At 37.6% G+C, this 24582-nt stretch carries 22 protein-coding genes; 18 read left to right on the forward strand and 4 right to left on the reverse strand.

Annotated features, from left to right (window positions below; translation table 11 throughout):
• Positions 1 to 67 precede the first annotated feature (67 nt).
• The 11 genes from hpsA to K2F26_RS12650 all read left to right on the forward strand — a co-directional run bounded on the left by hpsA (position 68) and on the right by K2F26_RS12650 (position 15917).
• Positions 68 to 4489: a hormogonium polysaccharide biosynthesis protein HpsA gene (hpsA, locus tag K2F26_RS12600; protein ID WP_246605346.1), complete on the forward strand. Its 4422-nt coding sequence runs from the start codon at positions 68 to 70 to the stop codon at positions 4487 to 4489.
• Between the two features lie 119 nt (positions 4490 to 4608).
• On the forward strand, positions 4609 to 5310 hold the full coding sequence (gene hpsB / locus K2F26_RS12605; protein ID WP_220608102.1) for a hormogonium polysaccharide secretion pseudopilin HpsB: 702 nt from the start codon (positions 4609 to 4611) through the stop codon (positions 5308 to 5310).
• A 123-nt stretch (positions 5311 to 5433) separates the two neighbouring features.
• Positions 5434 to 6450 carry a hormogonium polysaccharide secretion pseudopilin HpsC gene (gene hpsC, locus K2F26_RS12610; protein WP_220608103.1) on the forward strand — a complete coding sequence of 339 codons (1017 nt, stop codon included), beginning with the start codon at positions 5434 to 5436 and terminating at the stop codon, positions 6448 to 6450.
• Positions 6451 to 6634: 184 nt separating this feature from the next.
• A complete protein-coding gene (locus K2F26_RS12615) occupies positions 6635 to 7171 on the forward strand; it encodes a pilus assembly FimT family protein (protein ID WP_220608104.1) in 537 nt (178 codons plus the stop codon).
• Positions 7172 to 7456: 285 nt separating this feature from the next.
• Complete coding sequence (locus tag K2F26_RS12620; protein ID WP_220611867.1) at positions 7457 to 8092, forward strand: TIGR04282 family arsenosugar biosynthesis glycosyltransferase; 636 nt, start codon at positions 7457 to 7459, stop codon at positions 8090 to 8092.
• A gap of 75 nt (positions 8093 to 8167) precedes the next feature.
• Positions 8168 to 9004, forward strand: a complete 837-nt coding sequence (gene hpsJ-B / locus K2F26_RS12625) for a hormogonium polysaccharide biosynthesis protein HpsJ (protein WP_220608105.1) — start codon at positions 8168 to 8170, stop codon at positions 9002 to 9004.
• Positions 9005 to 9515: 511 nt separating this feature from the next.
• Positions 9516 to 10226: a DUF502 domain-containing protein gene (locus K2F26_RS12630; protein ID WP_220608106.1), complete on the forward strand. Its 711-nt coding sequence runs from the start codon at positions 9516 to 9518 to the stop codon at positions 10224 to 10226.
• 200 nt (positions 10227 to 10426) lie between these two features.
• The gene (gene nusB, locus K2F26_RS12635; protein ID WP_220608107.1) at positions 10427 to 11068 is read left to right on the forward strand and encodes a transcription antitermination factor NusB; all 642 of its coding nucleotides are present in this window, start codon (positions 10427 to 10429) and stop codon (positions 11066 to 11068) included.
• A gap of 211 nt (positions 11069 to 11279) precedes the next feature.
• Positions 11280 to 12944, forward strand: coding sequence for a signal recognition particle-docking protein FtsY (ftsY, locus tag K2F26_RS12640; RefSeq protein ID WP_220608108.1), 1665 nt, complete (start codon positions 11280 to 11282; stop codon positions 12942 to 12944).
• Between the two features lie 1054 nt (positions 12945 to 13998).
• Entirely contained in the window at positions 13999 to 15381 is a 1383-nt protein-coding gene (locus K2F26_RS12645) for a PP2C family protein-serine/threonine phosphatase (protein ID WP_220608109.1), read from the forward strand.
• Between the two features lie 233 nt (positions 15382 to 15614).
• Positions 15615 to 15917, forward strand: a complete 303-nt coding sequence (locus K2F26_RS12650; protein WP_220608110.1) for a 30S ribosomal protein PSRP-3 — start codon at positions 15615 to 15617, stop codon at positions 15915 to 15917.
• A gap of 55 nt (positions 15918 to 15972) precedes the next feature.
• Here K2F26_RS12650 and K2F26_RS25320 read toward each other — a convergent pair whose 3' ends face one another.
• Both K2F26_RS25320 and K2F26_RS25325 read right to left on the reverse strand, forming a co-directional pair.
• On the reverse strand, positions 15973 to 16161 hold the full coding sequence (locus K2F26_RS25320) for a WD40 repeat domain-containing protein (RefSeq protein WP_367890339.1): 189 nt from the start codon (positions 16159 to 16161) through the stop codon (positions 15973 to 15975).
• Positions 16162 to 16188: 27 nt separating this feature from the next.
• Positions 16189 to 16359, reverse strand: coding sequence for a WD40 repeat domain-containing protein (locus tag K2F26_RS25325; RefSeq protein WP_367890299.1), 171 nt, complete (start codon positions 16357 to 16359; stop codon positions 16189 to 16191).
• Positions 16360 to 16986: 627 nt separating this feature from the next.
• Here K2F26_RS25325 and K2F26_RS12660 point away from each other — a divergent pair.
• From K2F26_RS12660 to K2F26_RS12685, 6 genes are all read left to right on the forward strand, one after another.
• Positions 16987 to 17760, forward strand: a complete 774-nt coding sequence (locus tag K2F26_RS12660; protein ID WP_220608111.1) for a hypothetical protein — start codon at positions 16987 to 16989, stop codon at positions 17758 to 17760.
• 4 nt (positions 17761 to 17764) lie between these two features.
• The gene (locus K2F26_RS12665) at positions 17765 to 18595 is read left to right on the forward strand and encodes a hypothetical protein (protein ID WP_220608112.1); all 831 of its coding nucleotides are present in this window, start codon (positions 17765 to 17767) and stop codon (positions 18593 to 18595) included.
• Positions 18596 to 18642: 47 nt separating this feature from the next.
• Complete coding sequence (locus tag K2F26_RS12670; RefSeq protein WP_096569157.1) at positions 18643 to 18861, forward strand: type II toxin-antitoxin system HicB family antitoxin; 219 nt, start codon at positions 18643 to 18645, stop codon at positions 18859 to 18861.
• A complete protein-coding gene (locus tag K2F26_RS12675) occupies positions 18858 to 19079 on the forward strand; it encodes a type II toxin-antitoxin system HicA family toxin (RefSeq protein ID WP_220608113.1) in 222 nt (73 codons plus the stop codon). Before K2F26_RS12670 ends, K2F26_RS12675 begins: the two co-directional genes overlap by 4 nt.
• 160 nt (positions 19080 to 19239) lie before the next feature.
• Complete coding sequence (gene aroC / locus K2F26_RS12680) at positions 19240 to 20328, forward strand: chorismate synthase (RefSeq protein WP_220608114.1); 1089 nt, start codon at positions 19240 to 19242, stop codon at positions 20326 to 20328.
• Positions 20329 to 20535: 207 nt separating this feature from the next.
• A complete protein-coding gene (locus tag K2F26_RS12685) occupies positions 20536 to 21435 on the forward strand; it encodes a S66 peptidase family protein (RefSeq protein WP_220608115.1) in 900 nt (299 codons plus the stop codon).
• 1 nt (position 21436) lies between these two features.
• Here K2F26_RS12685 and K2F26_RS12690 read toward each other — a convergent pair whose 3' ends face one another.
• Positions 21437 to 22180 carry a class I SAM-dependent methyltransferase gene (locus K2F26_RS12690; RefSeq protein ID WP_137668326.1) on the reverse strand — a complete coding sequence of 248 codons (744 nt, stop codon included), beginning with the start codon at positions 22178 to 22180 and terminating at the stop codon, positions 21437 to 21439.
• 190 nt (positions 22181 to 22370) lie between these two features.
• On the opposite strand from K2F26_RS12690, the gene K2F26_RS12695 reads away from it, so the two are divergent.
• Positions 22371 to 23114: a class I SAM-dependent methyltransferase gene (locus K2F26_RS12695; protein ID WP_220608116.1), complete on the forward strand. Its 744-nt coding sequence runs from the start codon at positions 22371 to 22373 to the stop codon at positions 23112 to 23114.
• A 108-nt stretch (positions 23115 to 23222) separates the two neighbouring features.
• On the opposite strand, the gene K2F26_RS12700 is transcribed toward K2F26_RS12695, so the two are convergent.
• A complete protein-coding gene (locus K2F26_RS12700) occupies positions 23223 to 24296 on the reverse strand; it encodes a glycosyltransferase family 4 protein (protein WP_220611868.1) in 1074 nt (357 codons plus the stop codon).
• Positions 24297 to 24582 lie beyond the last annotated feature (286 nt).

The following is a 24582-nucleotide window of genomic DNA, read 5'->3' on the forward strand; positions in this document are numbered from 1 at the left end:
GGTAGCATCTCCATTTATGACCAAAACATATCAGCCAACCAAGGTTATAATTAGGATAGCTAAAAAGATGATCCTCAAATGTTCACGTGCAATAAAATCACGTGCAATTAAAAAAACCATCTCTAGGCTATTAAAAGCTATTTTTGGCAATAAAAAAAGACGAAATTCAACTAATTCTGGCTTTGTATTACCAACAGTAACAATGGTTTCAATGGTAGTTGTATTATTAACCCTTGCTATCATGATTCGCTCATTTGAAAGGTCTAAACACGCCAGTAATGTCCGAGTAAATCAAACAGTCATTAATGCTGCTATGCCAGCTATTGATAGAGGAAGGGCAAAAATCAATAAACTATTTCAAGATCAACGCATCTCCAGATCCTTACCATCAGATCAAGATTTAGATCAACTCTTAACCGAACATATTAATGAATATACCTTCGGAGATGAAACACCCCTAGAATTAAATATTAATAATAATCAACCTCTAAAAACAGCCTGGAAATATCCTGTAGATACAAATAATAACGGTAAATTTGATAGTTATACACTCTACGCAATTTATTATAGAAATCCTCCTAAAAATAACGATAATAATCAATATATTCGGACTAGAAATACCTTAGAAGCCAGAAGTACACCCATAAATCATAGTGATTTAACTAGCAAATGTCACCTTATTTTTGGGACAAATCCCAAATTAGTAGATATTAATGGCTGGTTTAAAATGGGTGGTAAAATGAAAAAAGCTCTATTTGTTTATACTATCACATTTCCTATTACTAGCACTATCACATTTCCTATTACTAGCACAAATAATATTGCCTCTGATCAAGCAAAGAATTATGAAATGTATCAAGGCAATCAAAGCTTTTCTGCCCTAGAATATCAACAAGACAGAGAGCAAATTCTCCCTACCAACCACGCGATAATTTATGAAGATGATTTAGAAATCACACCAAATGAAGATTTTAAAATCAACGGACGCATCTTTACTAATGGCAACTTTTTAACGGGTGGAAAATCAGCCCATGTCAGACTTTATCAAGTTAGCAGTCCCAATTCTTGTTTTTACGAAGCAGACAATTCTAAGATTATTGTTGGTGGTAATTTAGGCGCTGGAGGATTTACAGATGATAGTGATTTAGGAACAGCAACCACAGTCGATTTATTTAAAGATAAAAATACAAATCCTGAAAATGTCACAGGTTATAATCCTCAAATTACAACTAATAAATCAGTAACCAATGCCCCTAAAGATTTAGCTTATAATAGTTTAGCTTATGCCAAAAGAATTAATAAATTAGTTGATGCTCAATTTGCTAATTCTTTAACCACAGATCCACAAGAAGTCAAAGACGGAATAGAGAAACAACAAAGACAATTAGACACAGGATATACAACAGATAAATATGACAATATTCGTCGTCATCAATTAGAACTTTATTTTAGAAGACGTACTCGCCGCGTACCTTTTGCAGAAGTTGCTTTTGGTGATGAAGAAAACGATGCTAATAGTGGGGGTAAGCTGCAAGGTAGTGGTGATACACTACGCCCTATAGATAAGTGGTCTTATCCCTATGACAGTGATGGTATAACCGGATCTGGCTATAGTCAAATCACCTTAAATATAACTGGTAGTTCACATAAACCTCTGGCTACCGAACCCATTGATAAACTACAAAAAGAATTAGCTAATGTAGAACAATATTTAGGTGATAGAACCATAGTTGCTAATAACTTACCTGAACAGTGGTGGGATAAGGAAACAAAGCAATTTCGTGGTGCAAACATAGACGATACTCAGGAACTTGAAGGTATTAATTGGGATCTGAGTCATAAACCTACACCCCGAACTCGGCGAACAAGTTTGCAGATATTAGCTGACTTAGCTGCAACCGAGAGAGATGGAGACTGGGAATATGCAGCAGCGCAAGTACCAAAAAACCGAGAACAAGAAAATTTAGTTGGTGGTTTGCGTGTAGTTACTGGGGCAGGAATTTATTTACCGAGAAATGATACCGCCAACAGCACTAACTTCACAGCAGCTTCTACAAAAATCTGGTCGGATATGTTGCCTGTCCCCAAAGAACAAGCACAACCACCAACATCGACAACATTTAACCCATACTCAATTTATGATTCATCACTAAATTTTCATTTGCCTCAAATGCTTGGAAGTGACATAACTACCCCTTATTTAAAGATGAGAGCAACAGTAGTTTATCACTATAAATCAGCTAATTACAGTCAGAAACATCCCCGACCATTAGCTTGTATCAGTAGTTTTTATATTCCCACAAATAGTACCACAGCGAAAAATATAGGAACATTACCTGATGCGTTAGGGATAGAAAAAGATGTGAATGGATTATCTAACAATGGTATAGTTTATACACCGCCAAATAAAAGTGCAAGTAGCTATAATAACTTACTGAATTATCAAGCCAGCTTGCAATATCCTAATGGCCGCTGGGTAAATGAACCATTGAGAAAAGCATTAGGAAAAACAGAGAGCGATCGCACAATTTCCGAACATTCTGCCATAGATGCAGCCCTATGCGCCCTGCAAATTATGGATGGTAGCATCAGTCCAGTTACAGATACTCCCCCTATTCCCCACGGTGCAATTAAAGAAATAGCCTTTTTAGACTCTAGACAAGTCAAAGCAAATCAAACCAGCAGTATAGATGCTGACTTGTCTTATAATTTACCACTACAAGACCGACAACCCTTAGAAATTCGTACCACAGTTATCGACCTCAACCAACTACGTACCACTCCCATAGGATCAGAATACTTACTACCTAATAGTGGCATTATTTATGCCACCCGTGATGATGCCCTAGCGGATATGAGTGCAGGAACATCAGCAGCAGCAAAATTAGAAAGTCCCGTAGACTATAAACTTGACTCCACCCGTCGTCCCAACGGAATTATGATCATGACCAGTGATGGGTCAGCAACTAAACTTTTTCGGGGTACAAATAATACCTACATACCAGGGGCAAAAGGTTTAATTTTCGCCAGCAATTTACCTGTTTATATTAAAGGCGACTTCAATAAACATACTCAAACAGAATTTACCACAGAACTAGCATCGGATTGGAGTAACTTCTACACTCGCAATGAAGCTAATAATAACTTTGCCTGTCGTCCAGGAGATCCAAAACGCCCAAATTGCCAGAGTGGAGATGAATGGCGCAATGCTGTAGTTTTAGCCGACTCTATCACCTTACTTTCTGATAACTTCAGATTTGGTTTTCGTGATGAGGGAGACTACGACTGGAATAATAACATTGGTGATAGTGACTCATTAAAAAATCGTCCAGTTCCCTTTAAATATAATGCCTACGCTCCCACAGTTACAAAAAATTATAACAGCGAAGGTATCCCCAACGTAGACCTAGATCCTAATACTAGCGGTATTCAAGGTAGTTCTTATTTTCACAACTTTGTCACACCCATAGTCAAACAAATACAAGCTAGAGAATTTCTCTTTGAAGTTTGTGCAGTTCCAGATATTGAATTTTGTAATAATGACCCAAAACAATGGGTAATTACTAGCGTTCCTTATAATAGTTATGATAGTAAATCGCAAAATAGCTGGCGCAATGGAGGAAATATTGATGGTTTATCAATGAGTGCTATCAAAACCGGATCTCTTGGTTATGCAAACAAACCATCCAATGGTTGGGATGCTCAAAATTTACCCAAAAGAATAGCTTTTAAACGAGATATTGACACAGGTGAATTAATTACACCTCTAGCTCTTTATGGAGTCAATGACAAAAATGAAATTGAAGCATTTCCGGTGTCAGGTTCAACATTACCTAGACTTGCAAAAGACGACAAAGGCAACACTTTTCTGATTCCTTGGTTAAAAGTTGATGAAAATGGCAATTGGCAACCAGTTTTACAAATTAAACAACCCTTTGCTACCCCTGATGATCCCAATAATACTAACAGCATTACCACAGGTTCACATAATTACTGGTTACAAGTTGCCACAGAAAATACATTTAATTTAATTATAGCCACAGGAGATAATCCTGGTCGTCCCACAGAAGATAACGGAGGTTTACCCAACTTAGTCCGCTTTTTAGAAAACTGGCATCCTGGAGGTAATGCTATTCCCATGAAAATTAACGGTGCGTTCATTCAAATGAAACGAAGTGCTTACGCCACAGGAACTTATAGTACAGCAATTAATACTCAATCTAGCGAATTTCTGTACAAAATTAGCCTGAATAATGGGATGTCTTCTGGCCACCTACCACCAAAAAGAGAATGGAGTTATGACGTAGGAATATTATCTCAAGTACCTGATTTATTTTCTCAAAAATTAGTCACCATGTCCAATAATTTACCCAATGAATACTTTAGAGAAGTCAGTCGAGATGATGACTGGATAGAAACTTTGTTATGTGCCAAAACTGCCACTGGCACTTATGCAGTAGATCAGGATCAACGTCCTGATTGTGATTAATTTTCTTGTGATTAATTTGATGATTAATCATCAATAATAGCACCCAGCGATTATAAATCGCAGCTAGACAGACAAAACCGTAAACTATTACTTTTTAAACCAATTTCGTGGTATTAGTAATGAGAAAACCTAGATATCAAAAAACTTTAAACCCTGTAACCTGTCACCTGTTCCCTGTCACCTTTAATAACTCTGGTTTTACTATTTTGGAAGCATTAGTAGGAATGGTTGTAGCTTCCATATTACTAGCAGCGATCGCCCCAGTATTAGTGATGTCAACAGCCATTCGTATGCAAGCTAGAAGAGTAGAAATGGCATCTCAAACTGCAAGAACATTTATTGACGGAGTGAGAATTGGTTCTATCAATAAACCAACAATAGTATCTCAACTGACATCTACTCAAGATGCACCAAGAAATCTTGCTATTACTCCAGATGATTATTTAATCAATACATCAGAAATGCCTCCACCTTCATCACCTAGTGAACTATATTGTGCTAATCAATATGGCATTATTCACAACACAGATTGTACAAATAATATGTTTTATATTCAAGCCGGAAGAATTGTCCAAACCACCAAAAAAAATGACGGTTATCGGTTAGCAATTAGAGTCTATCGCGCAGATATTGATTTTAGCCAAACCATCAAAATCAATACTGGTGCAACAAGTCAACAAACTGCTTCTCCTATCACTGATGGACTCGGTGATAAACAAGCACCATTAATAGAAATGACCACTGATATAGGCAATAATAGGACGACATTTCAAGCTTTATGTCAGCGTTTAGGTACTCCTTTATCTGCACCTTGTAGATAATTGACAATTGACAATTGATAATTGTTGCCTTCAATGTTTAAAACCTGCCCTTTTAAGGTAAATTTAATTTTCAATTGTTAATTTATTTTTGGGGTTTTAATATTATTGAATTGGAACATCACCATGAAATTTATCTTAGATACCTTAATCATCTTTCGCCAGTATAAAATACGTAAAAATGTTCAAGTCAACAGTGGTTTTACATTAATTGAATTAATGGTAGGTCTGGTAATGTCATCTATTATTATCACGACATTATTAGGTTTCATGATTAATGTGATGGAAATTGACCGCAGAGAACAAGCTAAAATCAAATCAGAACAGGAAATTCAAGCAGCATTAGAGTATATTTCCCGCGATTTACAACAGGCTTTTTATATCTATGATGCTCAAGGTATAGAAGCTATCAAAAATCAACTACCTGCACCCCCCAGAGGTATTGATAGAGATCCGGTACTTGTATTTTGGCAACGAGAATTAATCACTGATGTTTTACCAGTTTCTGGAAGAGGTAAAAATGATACTTTTGTTTATTCCCTAGTGGTTTATTTTTTAATGCAAGATACTAATAATTCTAATTCTAATTGGTCTAAAATAGCTCGTATTGGTAGATGGGAAATTAGAGATGGTGTCCTCGCTAATATCGCTGATAAGAAAACAATATCATGTAATGGATATCCAGGTAAATATGTAAAAGGTTCTTCTAGTCAACCAAATGAATATTGTCCTAGTAATGGTTTTGCTCCTTTTGATATCAATGGTAAAGGTACTATCAAAGAAATTATGAATGCTTGGCAAAAGGGAAGTAATGCTTATACTGCTAATACATTAGTTTTGGTTGATTATATTGATCAAACTACAAATAATCCACCCCCAGCAATTTGTCCTCCTAATTCTACAAATCCTAATATTACTTGGTCAAAAGTAACTCCTGATAGTTTTAATACAACTACAACAGGTAAAATGACTAGTTTTTATGCTTGCGTTGATAGTTTGAATACAACTGCACAAATATTTATTCGCGGTAATGCCTTGGCTCGTCTTAATCATCATATTGGTATTGACTACAGTAACGATCAAAAAACTTATTTTCCCACCGCGAATATTAAAGTTAAAGGACGTGGGTATTTATATAAATAGTGATTGATGATTGGTGATTGCTGATTGCTGATTGGTAATTGGTGATTGGTAATTGGTAATTGGTAATTGGTAATTGGTAATTGGTAATTGGTAATTGGTAATTGGTAATTGGTGATTGGTAATTGGTAATTGGTGATTGGTAATTGGTGATTGGTATATAAAAAAGTTGAGTTTGAAACAAACAATGAATACAATGCACAAAATATCTGAGAAATCAAATAACGGATTTACTTTGCTAGAAAATTTAATAATTCTCTTAATAATTGGTATATTGGGTGGAATAGCAGCACCAAGTTGGATGTCTTTTCTGAATAATTTGCGTTTGAATACTGCTCAAAATCAAGTTTATCAAGCAATACGTCAAGCTCAAAGTCAAGCAAAAAAGGAGAAATTGACTTGGCAAGTTAGTTTTAGAGAAGAAAATGATATACTTCAATGGGCTATTCATCCAGGAACAGTTAACCCACTTAATGCTATATGGAATAGTTTAGATGCTACAGTTCGTCTAGATGCAGAAACAATTTTACAGCAGTCTAATGGTATAAGACATATTCAGTTTGATTATTTAGGTAGTGTCAGAAAACCCCCATTAGGTAGAATCACCCTATCTAGTAAATCTGGTGGCAAAGCAAAGCGTTGTGTTTTTGTATCGACAATTTTAGGAGCATTGCGAACCGCAAAAGAAAATCCGACTCCTGAAGATGGTAAATATTGTTATTAACCAAGTTGCTAAGGAATAGGAGTCAGGAGGCAGGAGGCAGGAGGCAGGAGGCAGGGGAGGCAGGGGAAGCAGGGGAAGCAGGGCGAGAATATTTACAGCATTTTCCGGTGTCATGAGGTACACTAGGGGCGGGCAAGATGCCCACCCCACAAGAGTTTCATGATTATGATTTGTACCTCATAAAAACGAAATCTGCTGTATCTTTTGCCTTTTGCCTTTTGCCTCCTATTCCCAATTCTCTATTTTTTAACTTGTGACTTTAGACTTGTGAAAAAGGGCGCTGCTGTGCAGAAATTACTAAATATCCCAAAACAGCATCTAATTATTTTTACCCGTTATCCAGAACCAGGGAAGACCAAAACCAGACTGATACCTGCTTTGGGTGAAGTTGGTGCGGCTGATCTGCAAAAGCAAATGACTGAACATACCATATTGCAGGTGCAAGAATTACAAAAGATATCTGCTATAAATGTGGAAGTGCGGTTTGCTGGGGGTAATTGGGAATTAATGCAAAATTGGTTAGGTGTTGGTTTTGTATATCAAACTCAAGGTGAAGGCGATTTAGGTGAGCGGATGATGCGATCGCTTGTAGATGCTTTTAGTAACAATGCAGAACAGGTAATCATCATTGGTACTGATTGTCCTGGTCTAAACTCACACATTTTAGCATCAGCCTTGGAGAAACTTAAGGTTTGTGATTTAGTGCTAGGACCGGCACTGGATGGTGGTTATTACTTGATTGGTTTACGTCGAGTCGTCCCAGAGTTGTTTTCTCAAATCTCATGGGGAACTGCCAAAGTATTCCAAGAAACTATAGAAATTGCCCAGAAACTAAATTTATTATCTGGATACTTACCTAGTTTAGCTGATGTTGACCGTCCAGAAGATTTACCGGTTTGGGAACAGATATTTTGTAGGTGACAGACGAGAGTTGTAACTTGATAGTTGTAACTTGATAAATGTCAATCAGTTTATTCACAAGAAATTTACAAAAATATGGTTAACCGTGTTGTTTCCTCTAATACTTCCCTCGCACTCAAGGTAGTTGGGATAGTTTGCATTTTGTCTTTTTTTGTTGATTTTGTGATTTTGTTGTTGGGTTTTAGTCCCACGGACAAGCAAGCACAAATTGGCTTAACAACAGCCCTGGTTGATCGGGGAATTGTACCAATGGTAGGTTTAGGGATGATCTTGGCTGCATATTGGTTTGATAGTGCTGAGGGAGGCGATCGCTCAAGTTTGGATCTCAGATTTCCCTCTTTGATACTTGCCAGCCTCTTAGGTTTGATGTTCTTGTTGATTTTCCCTCTCCATCTCAACAATGTCCGTCAAGCCAGCACACAAAGAGTCAATCAAATTTCCCAAGAAGCCCAACAAGCAGAAACCCAACTTAACAACCAGCTATCTCAATTTCTCAATCAGCTAAATAATGATCAGGCCAAAGCACAGTTAGAACAAGCCCGAAGCCAAGCCAAGGCACAGTTTACTGAACTAATTAAAGACGAGCAGAGATATAAGCAAGCACTGGAAAACCCTCAACTGCCCGCAGATCAAAAAGAATTACTGAAGAAATTTAAAGCCAATCCTCAAGAATTGGACAAATTTATTGCTGAACAAACAGATCCTAATCAAGTAGCCCAACAAAGAATCAATCAAATTCGCCAACAGAAAGAAGAAGCTGAAAAACAAGCGAAAGAAAGTGCTTGGAAGTCTGGACTAAGGATAGGTATTAGCAGTTTATTATTAGCTATCGGTTATATCATCATCGGTTGGACAGGATTAAAAGGGATGGGATCTTTACAAGGTGGGAAACGGAAAGCGCCAGCGCGTTAATTTATAAGAAAATGGAGTGAGCCAAAACCACTGAAGCAAAGTATCTGAGCGTGGCGAAGATATTTTGCTGTGCTAAGGAACAGTGGATGTAGGCGAACGAATTGCCCCTTGAGGGGCAGTCACCATGATGTATGCTACTCTCTCCTTGACAGATTATGCTTTACCCAACAAATAACAGCTTGTGAATAACGACAATTAAAATTGTTAACAAAACTTATTTAACTCCCAACGCCCAACCCCGACTCCTACCTTGTGCTTCCTGCCTTCTGAATTATCATCTATAAATTTTGAGCATCTAGTCAAATAGCGCGTTAGGATTGATAATACCTGAGAAACTTGCAACAATCATTTACAAGTATTACAACGAAAAGTAACACTGGTTAATTAACCATAATACCCAATAGCTATTAACCTGATCATAAAAGGTGTCTTATCGCACCTGATCATGGTTATGGGACTTTTCAGAGCAGTCAGAAAAATTGTAGTAACCTAAAAAAAGGAGAATCGGGGCTTGGTAATTGAACGGCTGAAACAGGACTTAAAAAATGACCTGATTGCTGGTTTGTTGGTAGTGATTCCCCTAGCAACTACCATCTGGCTGACTATTACTATTGCCAGTTGGGTAGTTAACTTTCTCACCCAAATCCCCAAACAGCTAAATCCCTTTGATGGTCTACATCCGATATTAGTCAATTTATTGAATTTGCTAGTTGGACTGGCAGTACCACTACTGAGCATCCTAGTCATTGGTTTGATGGCTCGGAATATAGTTGGTAAGTGGTTGCTAGATTTTGGGGAGAGAATACTGCAAGCTATACCCTTAGCTGGTCAGGTATACAAAACCCTCAAGCAATTATTAGAAACAATACTCAAAGATTCCAATGGTAAATTTCGCCGTGTCGTTTTATTAGAGTATCCCAGAAAAGGAATTTGGGCGATCGCCTTTGTCACTGGTGCAGTGAGCAGCGATATCCAAACCCAGATGAATCAACCAATGTTGAGCGTTTTTATCCCCACCACCCCTAACCCTACCACTGGATGGTATGCAGTAGTACCAGAAACCGAAGTAGTAAATCTCTCAATGTCCATAGAAGACGCTTTTAAAATAGTAGTCTCTGGTGGTATCGTTGCCTCCAATACTGGCATAGCCCCATTGGTTTTACCAACCGCAGTGTCAGCGATAGAACCCAAAAATCACGTTATTTCTGTAGAAGAAGCTTGATCAATTGTCAATTATTGAAGAGGCTTTTTGGTTTATTCAGCATCCCCCAATTACCCATTACCAATTACCCATTACCAATTACCCATTACCAATTACCCACTACCAACAGATAATCTAATTGTGAAAATGTGTCAAACTTGATATACTAATAAGTTTGCCCCATTTACTTCATTACTTCTTCCCTAACCAGAACCACCATTATGCAACGTCGTAAACCCCAGCAAATAGCCAGAGAACTGGCATTGTTAAGCCTCAGCCAACTGCCAGTCAACCCCAAAAAATTAGAGAAACTGCCAGATGAACAACTGGTAGCCAAATTAGTTTTGGGTGCAGTCCGCACTTTGACTATAGAAGTGCAAGACACCCTCAATAATGCGGCCGCAGAACTACAACGCAGTAATGATCGCCTTTTAACGAGCCAAACGCGGGCTTCAGACCTAAATACAGCTAGAACCATGCTGCAAGAAGCGATCACCTATACCCAGACAGCTATCAATCAATTAGGTACAGCCGTTGATTTTCCAGAATTGATTCAGTTAGCCAATCAAGATAAGGAAGTTCGCAATTATGCTAAAGAAATAGTGATCACCGTTGATGAAAACCGCAACGTCCTTGATCAAATAATTTCTGGAGCTTTAGTAGATTGGCAAGTAACACGACTAGCACAAATAGATCGGGATATCTTACAAATTGCCGTAGCCGAAATGAACTTTATGGGAGTTCCCGCCAGTATTGCCATCAACGAAGCCGTAGAATTAGCTAAACGCTACAGTGGAGATGAAGGACATCGCTTTATTAATGGTGTTCTCCGTCGTGTTACAGAGCAGAAACAAATAGCATAGAGTGATATCCTCACTTCTTCCCGATCTTTGAGTGCGTTAAAAGTGAGGATATTTGGAAAACTTCCCACCCCGGAAAAAGTGGCAAATTAAATTAAACTGATATAGCAAGTGACTGGAGACCCTTGACTGGGGACTGGGGACTGGTAGATTACTGTGACTAGCTAACTAATAACTGATAATTGATATCTAATTAACTAATAATATTGCTGCAATGGTTTTTAATTGGTTCCGCCGTCAACATAACGATTCTTCTCAACCCCCCCAAACACAACCACAGGGGGAAACTCAGCCTACACAAGAAGCACAGCCAGAACCAGCCGCAGAAACTACACCTGATACTGCGGACCTATTGGCTTATGCTAAAGCTGCTTATAAAAATATTCAGCAAAAACAACAATCTCAGCCCCAAGAAACTGCACCAGCAGAAGCATCTGTTACTGAAGAAACACCAGAAACAGTTGTTGTAGAGGAAGCAGTTACACCAACCCCAGCAGAAACAACTGCTGTTACTGAAGAAAAAGCAGAAACATCTGTAGAGGAAGCAGTTACACCAACACCAGTAGAAACAACCTCTGTTACTGAAGAAACCGCAGAAATATCTGTAGAAGAAGTAACTGCACCAACATCAGTAGAAGCAACATCTGTTACTGAGGAATTAGAAGTTACTAGCTCAGAAACTCCAGTTAGTGATCAACAACCAGCAACTTTATCGTTTTTAGAACGGGCAGCAGCAGAAAGGCAAGCCAAACAGGAAAGATTGATAGCCAGTGCCGTTGAAGTTGCACAACCGGAAACAACACCAACTTCAACACCAACTTCAACATCAACTACAACCACACCAGAAACAGCAGCAGAAATTCCCGTCATAGAATTTGATGATGGGTTTGTATGGTCAGCAGAAGTTTTAGCAGCACAAGGTAGAAAGGCCGAAGATATTTCTATAGAAGAAATTACCTGGTTGAAAAAATTACGCCAAGGTTTAGATAAAACTCGGCGCAATATCCTTAACCAACTCAAAGCCATTGTTGGACAAGGACCATTAAATCAAGCTGCTGTAACTGAAATTGAGGCATTACTGCTGCAAGCTGATGTGGGTGTAGAAGCCACAGATTTGATTATTGATGCTTTACAGCAAAAATTGCGGGATGAAGTTACGCCACCAGAACAGGCGATCGCCTACCTGAAACAAATCCTTCGGGATATGCTAGATGCACCAATTGAAGCATCACCCAGATCCAGCTTTGCCCCAGAAAAAGATAACTTAACCATTTGGTTAATTACAGGAGTTAACGGTGCTGGTAAAACTACAACAATCGGTAAAATTGCCCATTTAGCCCAAAAATCCGGCTATAACTGCTTAATTGGTGCTGCTGACACTTTCCGGGCTGCTGCTGTAGAACAAGTGAAAGTTTGGGGAACAAGAAGCGGAGTAGAAGTTATAGCTAATCCTGGGAAGAATACAGATCCAGCCGCCGTGGTATTTGATGCGATCGCCGCCGCCCAGTCACGAGGCACGGAATTATTATTAGTAGATACCGCTGGACGACTGCAAAACAAGAAAAACTTAATGGACGAATTAAGTAAAATTCGGCGAATTATTGACAAAAAAGCCCCAAATGCCCATGTGGAATCTCTCTTAGTTTTAGATTCTACCTTGGGACAAAATGGACTGAGACAAGCTGAAGTATTTTCCCAAGCTGCCCAACTCAGCGGCGTTGTCTTAACCAAGCTAGATGGTACGGCTAAAGGAGGAGTGGCCTTAGCAGTTGTACAACAGTTAGGTTTGCCCATTCGCTTTATTGGTGCTGGAGAAGGAATTGAAGATTTACGCCCCTTCTCTAGTTATGAATTTGTCGAAGCACTTTTAAATGGGTAATTGGTGATTGGTGATTGGTGATTGGGAAACATAAAATTGATTACCCAGTCACCAGTCCCCAGTCACCAGTCCCTTGCAGTCCCATAAATTAAAATAATTCTTTTTTTTTACAAAAAATGGCCAACTTCTGGTAGAATTGCACACTAAAGCTATTTTTATCACTGCCCAAGGAGTTTATCTAATGCAGCACCAAGGTTCATGGATGACTGTAAAAGGTATTCACACACAAGTGGATGAGTGTCAACAAAGTAGCTAATGACTCCTAACTTGGTTATCAGGTTCTACTGGCAAAATTACATATAAATACTCTTTCTTGACCATTTACAGATGTAAATTATCATGGTTTAACTAAAACACTCGATATAGGTTTTGGTTGAAAGATTCCAGAGTATCCTGAGTCTAGGTTCTATTTCTTATAGATTCTATATCTTTTGTCTTGAGCTAAATTGCATATTTAGCCATTCAAAATTTCATAGCTAATCAACTGGATACAGAAACTTGGTAAGTAGGGTTTGCTAAATAAATCCGAAAACTTTACAGGTAAAGGGTTTTAGCTATTTTGACTTTCAAAAAGTACAAGCTTTTATGAGGTGGCAACTGAAAAACCTTGCACTTAATTCCTACTTAAAGAAAAAATCGTTGCTATCCAGAACACCTTAGCCATCAAGCACTTTCAAATCCATTAACTTAAAAATCTCCAGACTTACTCTATAAGTGTAAGAGATGAATCTGATCACAAAAAAGCTTTATTTCCCAAGATATATGAAATACTAATTAAGACATGAAAAAATTATAAGCCGTCTGTAGCGTTATCAAAATTACTGTTTTATACTAGACAGGGTTTAACTAAAAATACAATGACCGGAAACTCCTGATAAATGGCAAACAATAAAACCAGCAAATGCAATACTGTTCAAAATTACATCTTCAATCTTTCTACTCTTGCTAAAATGACTAATCTTGTCGAATATGATTGAGCAACACTAAATAAAAAATTGCTCATAAATCATCAATCTGCCATCTGTTAATATCAAATGCAATAGTATATTTACCTGTGTCTCAAGTTCCTTCTCACTCCACCGAAATTAATAGTAGTGCCACCACAGATGTCACTCCAGTTGTGGCACTGAAAGAACTTGTGGCTAGACTGCATCGGGAACAGAACAAAATTCAAGATTTGCTGAGTTCTTTAGGATTTGCTCTCAGAAGTTTCAATAATTTGAATCAGTTTTTGGAACTGATTCCTCTCATGGCCACCAGAGTTACCGATGCTGAAGGTAGCGCCCTATTTCTCTATAAACCAAATGGTCAAATTAGGTTAGAGCAGCTACATTGGCAGGATAGTCAACAACGGAAAATTATCCGCAAAGCCCTAGAAAATGCTACAAGTAAAATTACACTGTTACCTAATTCTGCACCACTGACAACCACAGGAATTTTAGATGCTCAGATGCATCAATATTTAGGACCAGATGTGCAGATTTTTGGTACAGCAATTATAGTTAAACATACAGAAAGGGGATGGCTTTATGTTTTAAGCCGTGATCCAGAATATAGTTGGACAGAAACTAGACAAAAGTTAGTCAGGTTAGTTGCAGATCAAACAGCCGTAGCTATTGACAACGATGAACTAGCAGTAGAATTGAGGAAAAAAGAACGATTAGATCAAGAATTAGAAATTGGTGCTGAGATTCAACGGCGACTTTTACCGCGTCAATGTCCTAATGTTCCTGGTGCTGTTTTGGCCGCACGTTGTAAACCGGCTAATCGTGTGGGTGGAGATTATTATGATTTTATTCCCACAAATCATAATCAGTTTAAATCTAATCTTAATAGCAGTAAAGAAGATGCCCGTTGGGCTTTGGTAATTGGGGATGTGATGGGTAAAGGTGTTCCTGCTGGTTTAATTATGACCATGTTGCGAGGAATGCTCAGAGGTGAAGTATTACATGGTAATTCTGCGGCGGGAATTTTGCAAAATTTGAATCGTGTGATGTATGCTGATTTGGAAAATTCCCACCGGTTTGTCACTTTGTTTTATTCAGAATATAATCCCCGTACAAGATTGTTATCTTATAGTAATGCAGCACATAATCCGCCTTTGTGGTGGCACGCGGCTACTAAAACAGTGACGAGATTGGATACTATGGGGATGTTGATTGGTTTGGATGCAAATAGTCAATATGAGAATGGGGAAGCACAATTAGAACCAGGGGATACAGTTATTTATTATACAGATGGTTTAACGGATGCGGCGGCGGCTGGTGGCGATCGCTTTGATGAAGATAATTTTGTGACTTCGTTTAATGCTGCTTGTCGTTATTGCAATGGACCCCAGGAAATTGTTGATTATTTGTTTGATAAGGTTCAGGATTTTATCGGTTCTGAACGACAAAATACTGATGATATGACTTTGGTGGTTTTACAAATTTTGTGATTACAGGAGGAGTCGTAGGGGCGAAGCATTCGGAAAACAACCTTGGACAAAAATTGATAATTTATCGCCCGAATGCTGATGCTTCCAGCACGCTTCGCGAACGCCCGTACAGGAGTCAGGAGAATGGCTAACGCCACGCTTCTAAACTCATTGGTCAATTGGACAGATATTCAGTTATAATAAATGGTCGCAAACATTAGTAAGTTATAGCCGGATTTGTCCCGGAGGTACGATTGACCACAAAATTTATCTTAAAAATTCTCTGGTTAGATGAGAATGTAGCCTTAGCAGTTGATCAGGTTGTTGGTAAAGGCACAAGCCCCTTAACTAAATACTTCTTCTGGCCTCGTAATGATGCGTGGGAAGAACTTAAAAAAGAGTTAGAATCCAAACACTGGATTACTGATATTGATCGCGTTGAGTTGCTCAACAAAGCAACTGAAGTGATTAACTACTGGCAAGAAGAAGGCAGAAACCGCCCAATGGCAGAAGCGCAGTTGAAGTTTCCTGAAGTTGCCTTTACAGGTAGCGCCTGATTGTTTTAATTTGGTGATTGGTAATTGGTAATTGGTAATTGGTAATTATCAATTACTACCCAGTCCCGATTTTCCAATTTTTCCATATTTTAATGGTTTTGTCTCTACTACCAGTAGCAATTATTTGGGAATCAGGACTAAGTGCCACTGTAGATACTGAGTTAAAATGATCTACAAGAGTTGCTATTTTTGTCTTGGTGCTGATATGCCAAAGTTTGATGGTTTTATACCAACTGCAACTAATTAGGGTTTTTCCATCGGCGCTAAAAGCTCATACTGCTACTGACCAGGAATGTCCTAAAAGTGTGCTAATTATTTCACCAGTATTAACATTCCATAATTTAATGGTGTTATCATCGCTACCTGTTGCTAAAATCTCTCCGTTGGGACTAAAGGCAACTGCTAAAACTGTCCTTGTATGCTCTAAAAGGGTTGTTAACAAGTTATAGGGACGGTTTTTTTGGTTTTTGGTCTGTTTGTAATTGCCATAGACGCACTGTGCGATCGCAACTATAACTAGCTAGGGGTTGCTGAAAAAGTCTTTTCGTTAGGAGTTAGGAGTCAGGAGTTAGGAGTCAGGAGTCAGGAGTCAGGAGGAGGTTTGAAAATTTCTTTACTATCTCTAGAAATCCAAAAAAATGCACACTTTTTCAGGTATACCCTTGAAAACCCTTGCACTTTTTTCCTTTTTATCAGCCTGTAACCTTTGTTCTATCTGGGTTTTACATTTATTCAGCAAGCCCTAGCTAATATATCATTTTTAGGACTTGAGAAAACAGAAAAAGAAATAAATAAAGATGAGGAAGATATTTAATAATGATGATTTAAATGTATTTTTGTCTGAATCAGGATGTCCAGGATTTAAGGATTTACAGGATGGGAATTTTTAAGAGTTTCAAAAAGTCCAGGGCATGATAATATAAAGAGTTACAGGATTTACATTTTAGTTCTTGCCAGGTTGAATGTTAAATAATTGTGATGGGGTGTTTCTCTGGAATACCCATGTTTGATAAACTTGACATACGAAATTTTATTAAATTAATTTAATAAAGATTGATGGAGATTTGAATTGACAGAATATAGAATTAGACTACAAGCAAATGAGATTAAGCCCAGGTTGCAACTTCTAAAAAAGAAAGCTTTATTTATAGAACCTAAGTTAGCAGCTAGGATTAATGAAATTGGAACTACACTATCTAAATATAAAAACGAAATTTTGGAGAAAAAACGGTTTTTAATAGACTTTCTGAATGAATTTTATTACGATATTCAAACTTATCTACATACAATCCAACCACTTTTAAAGTTATCGCCAGCAGAAAGAGAAAAATTTTGCCAGCAAAAGAATATATCTGTAACTGAGTATTATTGGTATACGGTAATCTTGCCTAAGTGGTTGAGTCAAGAAGATCCAAAATTTTCTTACTGGGTTGAAAAACTTATACAAGAAGAGTATACTGGTAATGATGAAGATTTAATTTTTAATTTGACTAAAACTATCAACTCTAGAACTGATGGGAGTGCTTCAAATCGTTACATTCTAGATTTATCTATGGCTACAGATTTACTTGTTAGTCATGTTCCTAGTACACTTGAGCCTGTTTTTGTTCAGCTTACGGGTATTTCTAACCTGCGGGATGGACAACCTAACCCTGATTTTTTGAATAAGCAGCAGCGATGGAATAACACTCTATCATGTTGGGGTATTAAACGGGCTTTATTAGTTGCTCATGATGCTCAAGTGAACAGTCCAAACCATCTACTCAAGTTAGCTGATGTTATGCTAAAAGAGAGTAGCGATCGCCCAAATAATTTTATTACTGTTATACCCTTCCCTGGATAGTATTATGACTAACGATGTAAAGATTTATAATCAGTCCAGTTATGAGATAGATTGGAAGTATCTGGAAGCATCCCAACAGTTGCAGCTAGATAAGCAAAATTATGGTGCTGATTATATTCATCTTTATGTTGATGATATAGAAGGTGATTGGCTAGAAAATTGGGATTGGGAAGATGATTTAACAGATTATCTTGATGCTTTTTATCATCATTGTGAACAGGGAAATTATCAATTTGCTTTAGATATTTTGAATGCTTGTGATGATTTATTGAATCAGCCAAAAAATCAGGAAAAGGGTTTAGAGGTTTATGGTTATTTGGTTAAAAGGTTAGAATTAGAATGTGCAAAACTTCCTGATATAAATAATCAAGAAATTTTGAACGAAGCAAAATACCGCATTTTCATATTACAAAATAATGGACAAGGTGAAAATATGCCAGAAGAAATGATTTTTAACATGGACGAGCAAAAAATTACTCGTTTAGAGTATATGAAAAAATTATTTGAAAAAATCCACAATGGAGTAATTAGAAAAACTTGGAAATTTGAGTATAAATATAAACCAGATGTGGAAGCTTCAGAAACTATTTCAGGAATAGCTAGTGCGGGAGATTTTGTAGCAAAATTCTCGATTTTCTACTATCAAGGAGGAATGTACTCTTATTATTTAAGGATTAAAAATGGTTCAAATACAGAAGAAGAAATAGTACGTGGAAGTTTAGATACATTCATTTTTTCATCGGATGAATTTAATTTAATAGCGGAGTATTTGGAAAAAATTAATCAAGCAACCTTGCAAAATAAGCTATATGATATAGATGCTTTACCTGAGTAAAAGATATATCATTGTATTTGTCATTCCATCAAGAAACTACTTGAACTATGAAAACGATGAAATCTCAAAGAAAAGTGCTATTATCTCATGGTGAAGATGGGTATTTTGTTGTCGAAGTACCCAGTTTACCTGGTTGTATTAGTCAGGGTAAAACCCGTGAGGAGGCTTTAGCTAATATTGAAGAAGCAATATCTTTATATATTGAAGTTTTACAAGATAGAGGTGAACCTGTTCCAGAAGATACAGTTGAGGTAGTATTGGTGTGAGTAAATTACCTATTATCTCAGGTTTAGAATGTGTGAAAGCATTAGAAAAAATCGGCTTTTTTGTAGATAGACAAAGAGGAAGTCACATTATCTTGGTTCGTGAAGAACCTAGAACTACAATATCAGTACCAGATCATAAAGAACTAGATAGGGGTACTTTGCGGGGAATTATTCGACAAGCAGGTTTAAGTGTAGATGAATTTATTGAATTATTGTGACTAATTTTGGATAAGATCCCCGACTTCTTATTTTCATCCTCTCAAAAAATGATAAATTGATCTCAGAAGTCGGGGATCTAGGGTATCTAAATGTCGCAGAGGGTGAAAAATCCCCAACACCATGTAAAATACATAATTCAGACTGTATTTCCTCAACAACATGGGTAGCACATTTGGTCATCTTTTCCGAATCACAACATTTGGCGAATCTCACGGCGGCGGTGTGGGTGTTATCATTGATGGTTGTCCCCCACGGCTGGAAATTTCCCCGGAAGAAATTCAATTTGAACTAGACAGAAGACGGCCAGGACAAAGTAAAATCACAACACCCCGCAAAGAAGCGGACACTTGTGAGATATTATCAGGGGTATTTGAAGGTAAAACCCTGGGAACACCTATTTCTATCTTAGTCAGAAATAAAGATACCCGTTCCCAAGATTACGATGAGATGGCGCAAAAATACCGTCCTTCTCACGCAGATGCTACCTATGACGCAAAATATGGGTTTAGAAATTGGCAAGGTGGCGGCAGATCCTCAGCACGTGAGACAATAGGTAGGGTAGCTGCTGGTGCGATCGCCAAAAAAATTCTCCGTCAAGTTGCAGGGGTAGAAATTATCGCTTACGTTAAACGCATCAAAGACTTAGAAGGAACTGTTGATACAAACACCGTAACGTTGGAAGATGTAGAAAGTAACATCGTCCGTTGTCCCGATGGGGAAATTGCCAACCAAATGATAGAATTAATTGAAAAAACTGGTAGAGATGGTAACTCTATCGGTGGTGTAGTTGAATGTGTGGTGCGGAATGTTCCCAAAGGATTAGGAGAACCAGTTTTTGATAAATTAGAAGCAGACTTAGCAAAAGCGGTAATGTCACTTCCTGCAAGTAAAGGTTTTGAAATAGGTTCAGGTTTTGACGGAACTTTGTTAACAGGTTTTGAACATAACGACGAATTTTATATTGATGAAAACGGCGAAATTAGAACCGTAACCAACCGTTCTGGTGGTATTCAAGGAGGAATTTCTAACGGGGAAAATATTATTATCAGAGTTGCTTTCAAACCAACTGCAACTATTAGAAAAGAACAAAAAACCGTCACCAAAGAAGGAGAAGAAACGGTTTTAGCAGGAAAGGGAAGACATGATCCTTGTGTTTTACCTCGTGCTGTTCCTATGGTTGATGCGATGGTAGCGTTGGTTTTATGTGATCATCTATTAAGACATCATGGACAGTGTAAAATATTGTAGAACTTTTTAGAAAAATCTCTCTTGAAATTTCTTATCTTCGCGCTCTTCGTGTCTTCGTGGTTCATTTCTATAATATAGAAGAAAACGAACCGCAGAGGCGCAGAGAACGCAGAGAAAGAAGAAAAGAGGAGATTTGTTGATTTTTCATTTTGTCGTTTTTTCAACAATCTAAAATCCAAAATCTAAAATCTAAAATATGATGATTTTATGTCTAAAATTATTTTACCTCCTCCTTTAAAACCAGGTGATTTATTGCGCGTTATTGCTCCTAGTGGTGCGTTACGGGAGTTTGCAGCTTTTGAACAAAGTTTGGAAATTTGGCGATCGCATGGCTACAATATCCAAGTGAGCGACAATATAGAAAGTAGACATGGTTATCTTGCTGGTACTGATGATCACCGTCGTCAACAGTTAGCCGCAGCATGGCATGATCCTGAATGTCGCGGTATTATCTGCGCTAGGGGTGGTTTTGGTAGTACCCGCATTTTGGAAAATTGGACTTGGGAACAAAAAACGGCAGATCCGAAATGGTTGATCGGTTTTTCTGATATCACAGCCCTGCTTTGGAGTCTCTATAAGGCTGGTATTTCGGGTGTACATGGTCCCGTACTCACTACCCTCAAAGATGAGCCTGAATGGTCAATAAAACGGTTATTTGATATTTTGGAAGGTCATTCTGTCGCACCTTTAAAGGGTAAGGGTTGGGGAGGAGGTACAGTGACAGGTGTGCTACTGCCTGGTAATCTAACAGTAGCAACTCATCTTTTAGGTACACCGATATTACCTGATCTTGATAATGTGATCTTAGCTTTTGAAGATGTCACAGAAGCACCCTATCGTATTGATCGGATGTTAACTCAATGGCGGTTAAGTGGTATGCTGTCTAAAGTTCGGGGTATTGCTTTGGGTGGGTTTACCAAGTGTGACGCACCACCCAATATACCTAGTTTGAGTATAGAGGAAGTTTTGCGCGATCGCTTATCTGATCTCAATATTCCCATTGTTTCCGATTTACCCTTTGGTCATGATAGCCCTAATGCAGCTTTACCTGTGGGGGTACAAGCAACATTAGACGCAGATCAGGGAATATTAGAAATTATTCCTTAAATTAACTCCATTTGCGATAACAACGAGCAGTAATTAAATAAGGATGAAAAACTTCTACAAATTTAGTTTGTAATGTCTGAAAAAACCTATCTAGCAATTCTGGTTCATCATGGTGAAAAGGATATTCTTGATTAAAACCTTTAAAGAAATACCAATTCATAATGATTTTTCCTGCATCATCTAAAGACTGATGGAATGTAAGTAATTGTTGAATAGGATCTGGTAAATGTTCTAAAACATCAAAACAAACAATAGTATCAAACATTTCTGAACTAGGCATTTCTTGACACAAAATTATTTTCTTGTCTAACCCTAATTGTTTAGCTCGATATTCGACAAACTCGCAATTAATCGGATTAATATCAAAATAAAACACCTCTTTAACATTTGGCGAAAGTGCAGCACCAATAGCATGAGTACCAATTCCCCCACCAAAATCTAATACCCTACCTTGGGCATATTTGGCAATTAATAGTAAAGTATTACCAATATAATCATGACTGTTTAAATGCCATGCTCCAAGCTCAAAAAGATACTCATTTTTTACCTGATCCTGATAGAAAGCTGTAGCTTTTTCCCAGTCAAAATCTTTATGGCCTAACTCAGCCATTTCTTTTTGACCAGCAGCTAATTTACTTTCTAATGTTTGCTCATCCAAACTTAAAAATTCCTGAAGATGTTGCTTTAAACTAAAAGCATCTTCCCAAAAGCTATTTAAAAAAGATGGAATAGGTGGTGTGATCATATTTTTCTACCTGCTGAATACAATAATTTAGCTAAATCATGCGTAATATTTGATATTATGCCTAAAAGCACATCAATTTCACAATTGTATCGGAAATTGACCTAAACTGCTGCATAGTCCTAAGTACACACTCTAGCCTAAGTGCTGTACCTTTGTATTTTTAAGATATTTTCATTGACAGGAGATCAAAATGCCTAGTGTTCAGGAAAACTTAAATAAATGGTCTAACTACGATTGGAAAGATCAGGGTAATGAATGGTCAAGTTCATGGGGTGGAACGGATAACTGTTTTTTTGGAACTATACATCCGCGAATTAAAACCTTTATTCCTGAGACAAAAACAGGAACAACAATATTAGAAATAGCTCCTGGTTTTGGACGTTGGACACAATATTTAAAGGATTATTGTCAAGATTTAATTATCGTAGATTTAACTGAAAAGTGTATTGCCGCTTGTCAAGAACGCTTTGCAGATTGTTCTCACATTACATATCATGTCAATGATGGAAAATCATTAACCATGATTGAAGATGAATCTATTGATTTCATTTTTAGTTTTGATTCCTTAGTCCATGTGGAAAAAGATGTCATTAAATCCTATTTACAACAGATAGCCCTGAAACTTAAACCCAATGGTGTAGGATTTATCCATCATTCTAACTTGGGCAATTATCTCAATCCCGCTACTGGAAAGCTAGAGGTAGAAAACATTCATTGGCGAGCAGAAAGCATGAGTGCTAAACTATTTGAGCAATACTCCCAAGAGGCTGGCTTACAATGTTTTCACCAAGAAATAGTTAATTGGTGTGGCGATATTTTGTGTGATTGCTTTTCCTTAATTACACCAAAAAACTCTCAATGGAGTCAACCCAATCATGTAATTGAAAATCCGAATTTTGGTGCAGAAGCTCAACGTTTACGCCAAGTATCATAAAATAATTGGAGGTAAGCAAGATGCTTACCCCAAAAGATTTTGAATATTTTGCTGTCATATCATGTTCAGTAAAAACAGATAAGGAATAAGCAAACTATTGATTTTTTCTTATCTGTGCAAAATCTTCTCAAACCATTGTTCTACACGAGCGCCCATTGCTGCCAAAGAATATAAACTCTCTGCTTGCTGGCGACAATTTTGACGATCAATAGTGTGTACCCGTTTAACAGCATCTATTAAACCTTGTACACTATCTGGCTCAACCAAAAACCCAGTTTTGCCATCTTCCACTATTTCCACTAAACCGCCCCGACTATAAGCAATCACCGGTACTCCACAAGCTAAAGATTCTAAACCTACAGTGGGGAAAGCGTCTATCCAGTGGGGAGTAGCTAACATAGCTTGACATTCCCTCAGTCCCGCTTGTAATTCGTTTGTAGAGACAAATCCTTGGTAATCTATCTGTGCATCGGGATACGCTTGACGAACTTGCTGCCAATATTCCTCATTTTGCATCAAACCAAAGATTTTTAGAGGCATTCCTAAAGTATTTGCTGCTGCTACCGCATCTTCTAAACCTTTTTCTGGTGCTATGCGGCCTACCCAACCTAAGCTATTACCAGGTTGATCACAAAACTGATACAAAGACAAGTCTAATCCATTAAATAAACAAACACATTCATCAGGGCAAGGAAAAGTTGCAGCTTGTGTTTTTGAGTGAACACCAATAGCATGGGGAAACTGAGTTGCTACCTTGGCAATCATATCATCCATCGCATCCAGTAAAGAACTCATACTAATTAAATGGGCAACTGGACGATGAAAAAATTGCGTTAAATATAATGGCAACCAATCATAGCTAAAATTCAAAATTAGATCATAATTTCCCTGTACTTGATAAGCATAACTCCACATATTTGCTAAAACTGAATTTGTGGGAATGCCAATTTCTGCATCATACTTTTGATCTTGGGCGGCATTTTGTGTATTTCCGGGTATTTCTATCAAAGGTAACGAACCACTGCGAGAACCTGCTGGTGCAACAATATCTATTGTGTGTCCTCTTTGCTGCATTGCTTTGACAATATTGGGGAGGGTGACTTCTATTCCACCACCTAACCCTGAACCCAAAGCACCAACACCTGTGGACATAAATAATAATTTGTAAGTCGGTTGACTCATCATTAATATCCTCAATTAAAAATTGCAGTTATCATCATACATGAGTAACTCTACAAATTAAATAGGAATACTATATTTTTGTGATAATTTTTCAGCCTCCAGTGATTAATTATTTTTGCTTTGACATCGGGTAATTAATTTACCAATCTGAGTTTTATATATTGCGGTTTTGATTAAATGCGTGCAAGCATGATATATGTAGCCATTTAATTAGGCTATAAAATTTTGAGAGTTAATGAATATAAATCACAAATTACGATATATAATGATCAAGTGAAAATCCCTA

The sequence above is a fragment of the Sphaerospermopsis torques-reginae ITEP-024 genome, from assembly GCF_019598945.1.
GTDB lineage: Bacteria > Cyanobacteriota > Cyanobacteriia > Cyanobacteriales > Nostocaceae > Sphaerospermopsis.

Coding starts and splice junctions, on each gene's coding strand:
- K2F26_RS12670 (WP_096569157.1), top strand. CDS start 18,643: ATGAAAACGATGAAATCTCAAAGAAAAGTGCTATTATCTCATGGTGAA.
- ftsY (WP_220608108.1), top strand. CDS start 11,280: ATGGTTTTTAATTGGTTCCGCCGTCAACATAACGATTCTTCTCAACCC.
- nusB (WP_220608107.1), top strand. CDS start 10,427: ATGCAACGTCGTAAACCCCAGCAAATAGCCAGAGAACTGGCATTGTTA.
- K2F26_RS12665 (WP_220608112.1), top strand. CDS start 17,765: ATGACTAACGATGTAAAGATTTATAATCAGTCCAGTTATGAGATAGAT.
- hpsA (WP_246605346.1), top strand. CDS start 68: ATGATCCTCAAATGTTCACGTGCAATAAAATCACGTGCAATTAAAAAA.
- hpsJ-B (WP_220608105.1), top strand. CDS start 8,168: ATGGTTAACCGTGTTGTTTCCTCTAATACTTCCCTCGCACTCAAGGTA.
- K2F26_RS12700 (WP_220611868.1), bottom strand. CDS start 24,296: ATGAGTCAACCGACTTACAAATTATTATTTATGTCCACAGGTGTTGGT.
- K2F26_RS12695 (WP_220608116.1), top strand. CDS start 22,371: ATGCCTAGTGTTCAGGAAAACTTAAATAAATGGTCTAACTACGATTGG.
- K2F26_RS12685 (WP_220608115.1), top strand. CDS start 20,536: ATGTCTAAAATTATTTTACCTCCTCCTTTAAAACCAGGTGATTTATTG.
- K2F26_RS12690 (WP_137668326.1), bottom strand. CDS start 22,180: ATGATCACACCACCTATTCCATCTTTTTTAAATAGCTTTTGGGAAGAT.
- hpsC (WP_220608103.1), top strand. CDS start 5,434: ATGAAATTTATCTTAGATACCTTAATCATCTTTCGCCAGTATAAAATA.
- aroC (WP_220608114.1), top strand. CDS start 19,240: ATGGGTAGCACATTTGGTCATCTTTTCCGAATCACAACATTTGGCGAA.
- hpsB (WP_220608102.1), top strand. CDS start 4,609: ATGAGAAAACCTAGATATCAAAAAACTTTAAACCCTGTAACCTGTCAC.
- K2F26_RS12615 (WP_220608104.1), top strand. CDS start 6,635: ATGAATACAATGCACAAAATATCTGAGAAATCAAATAACGGATTTACT.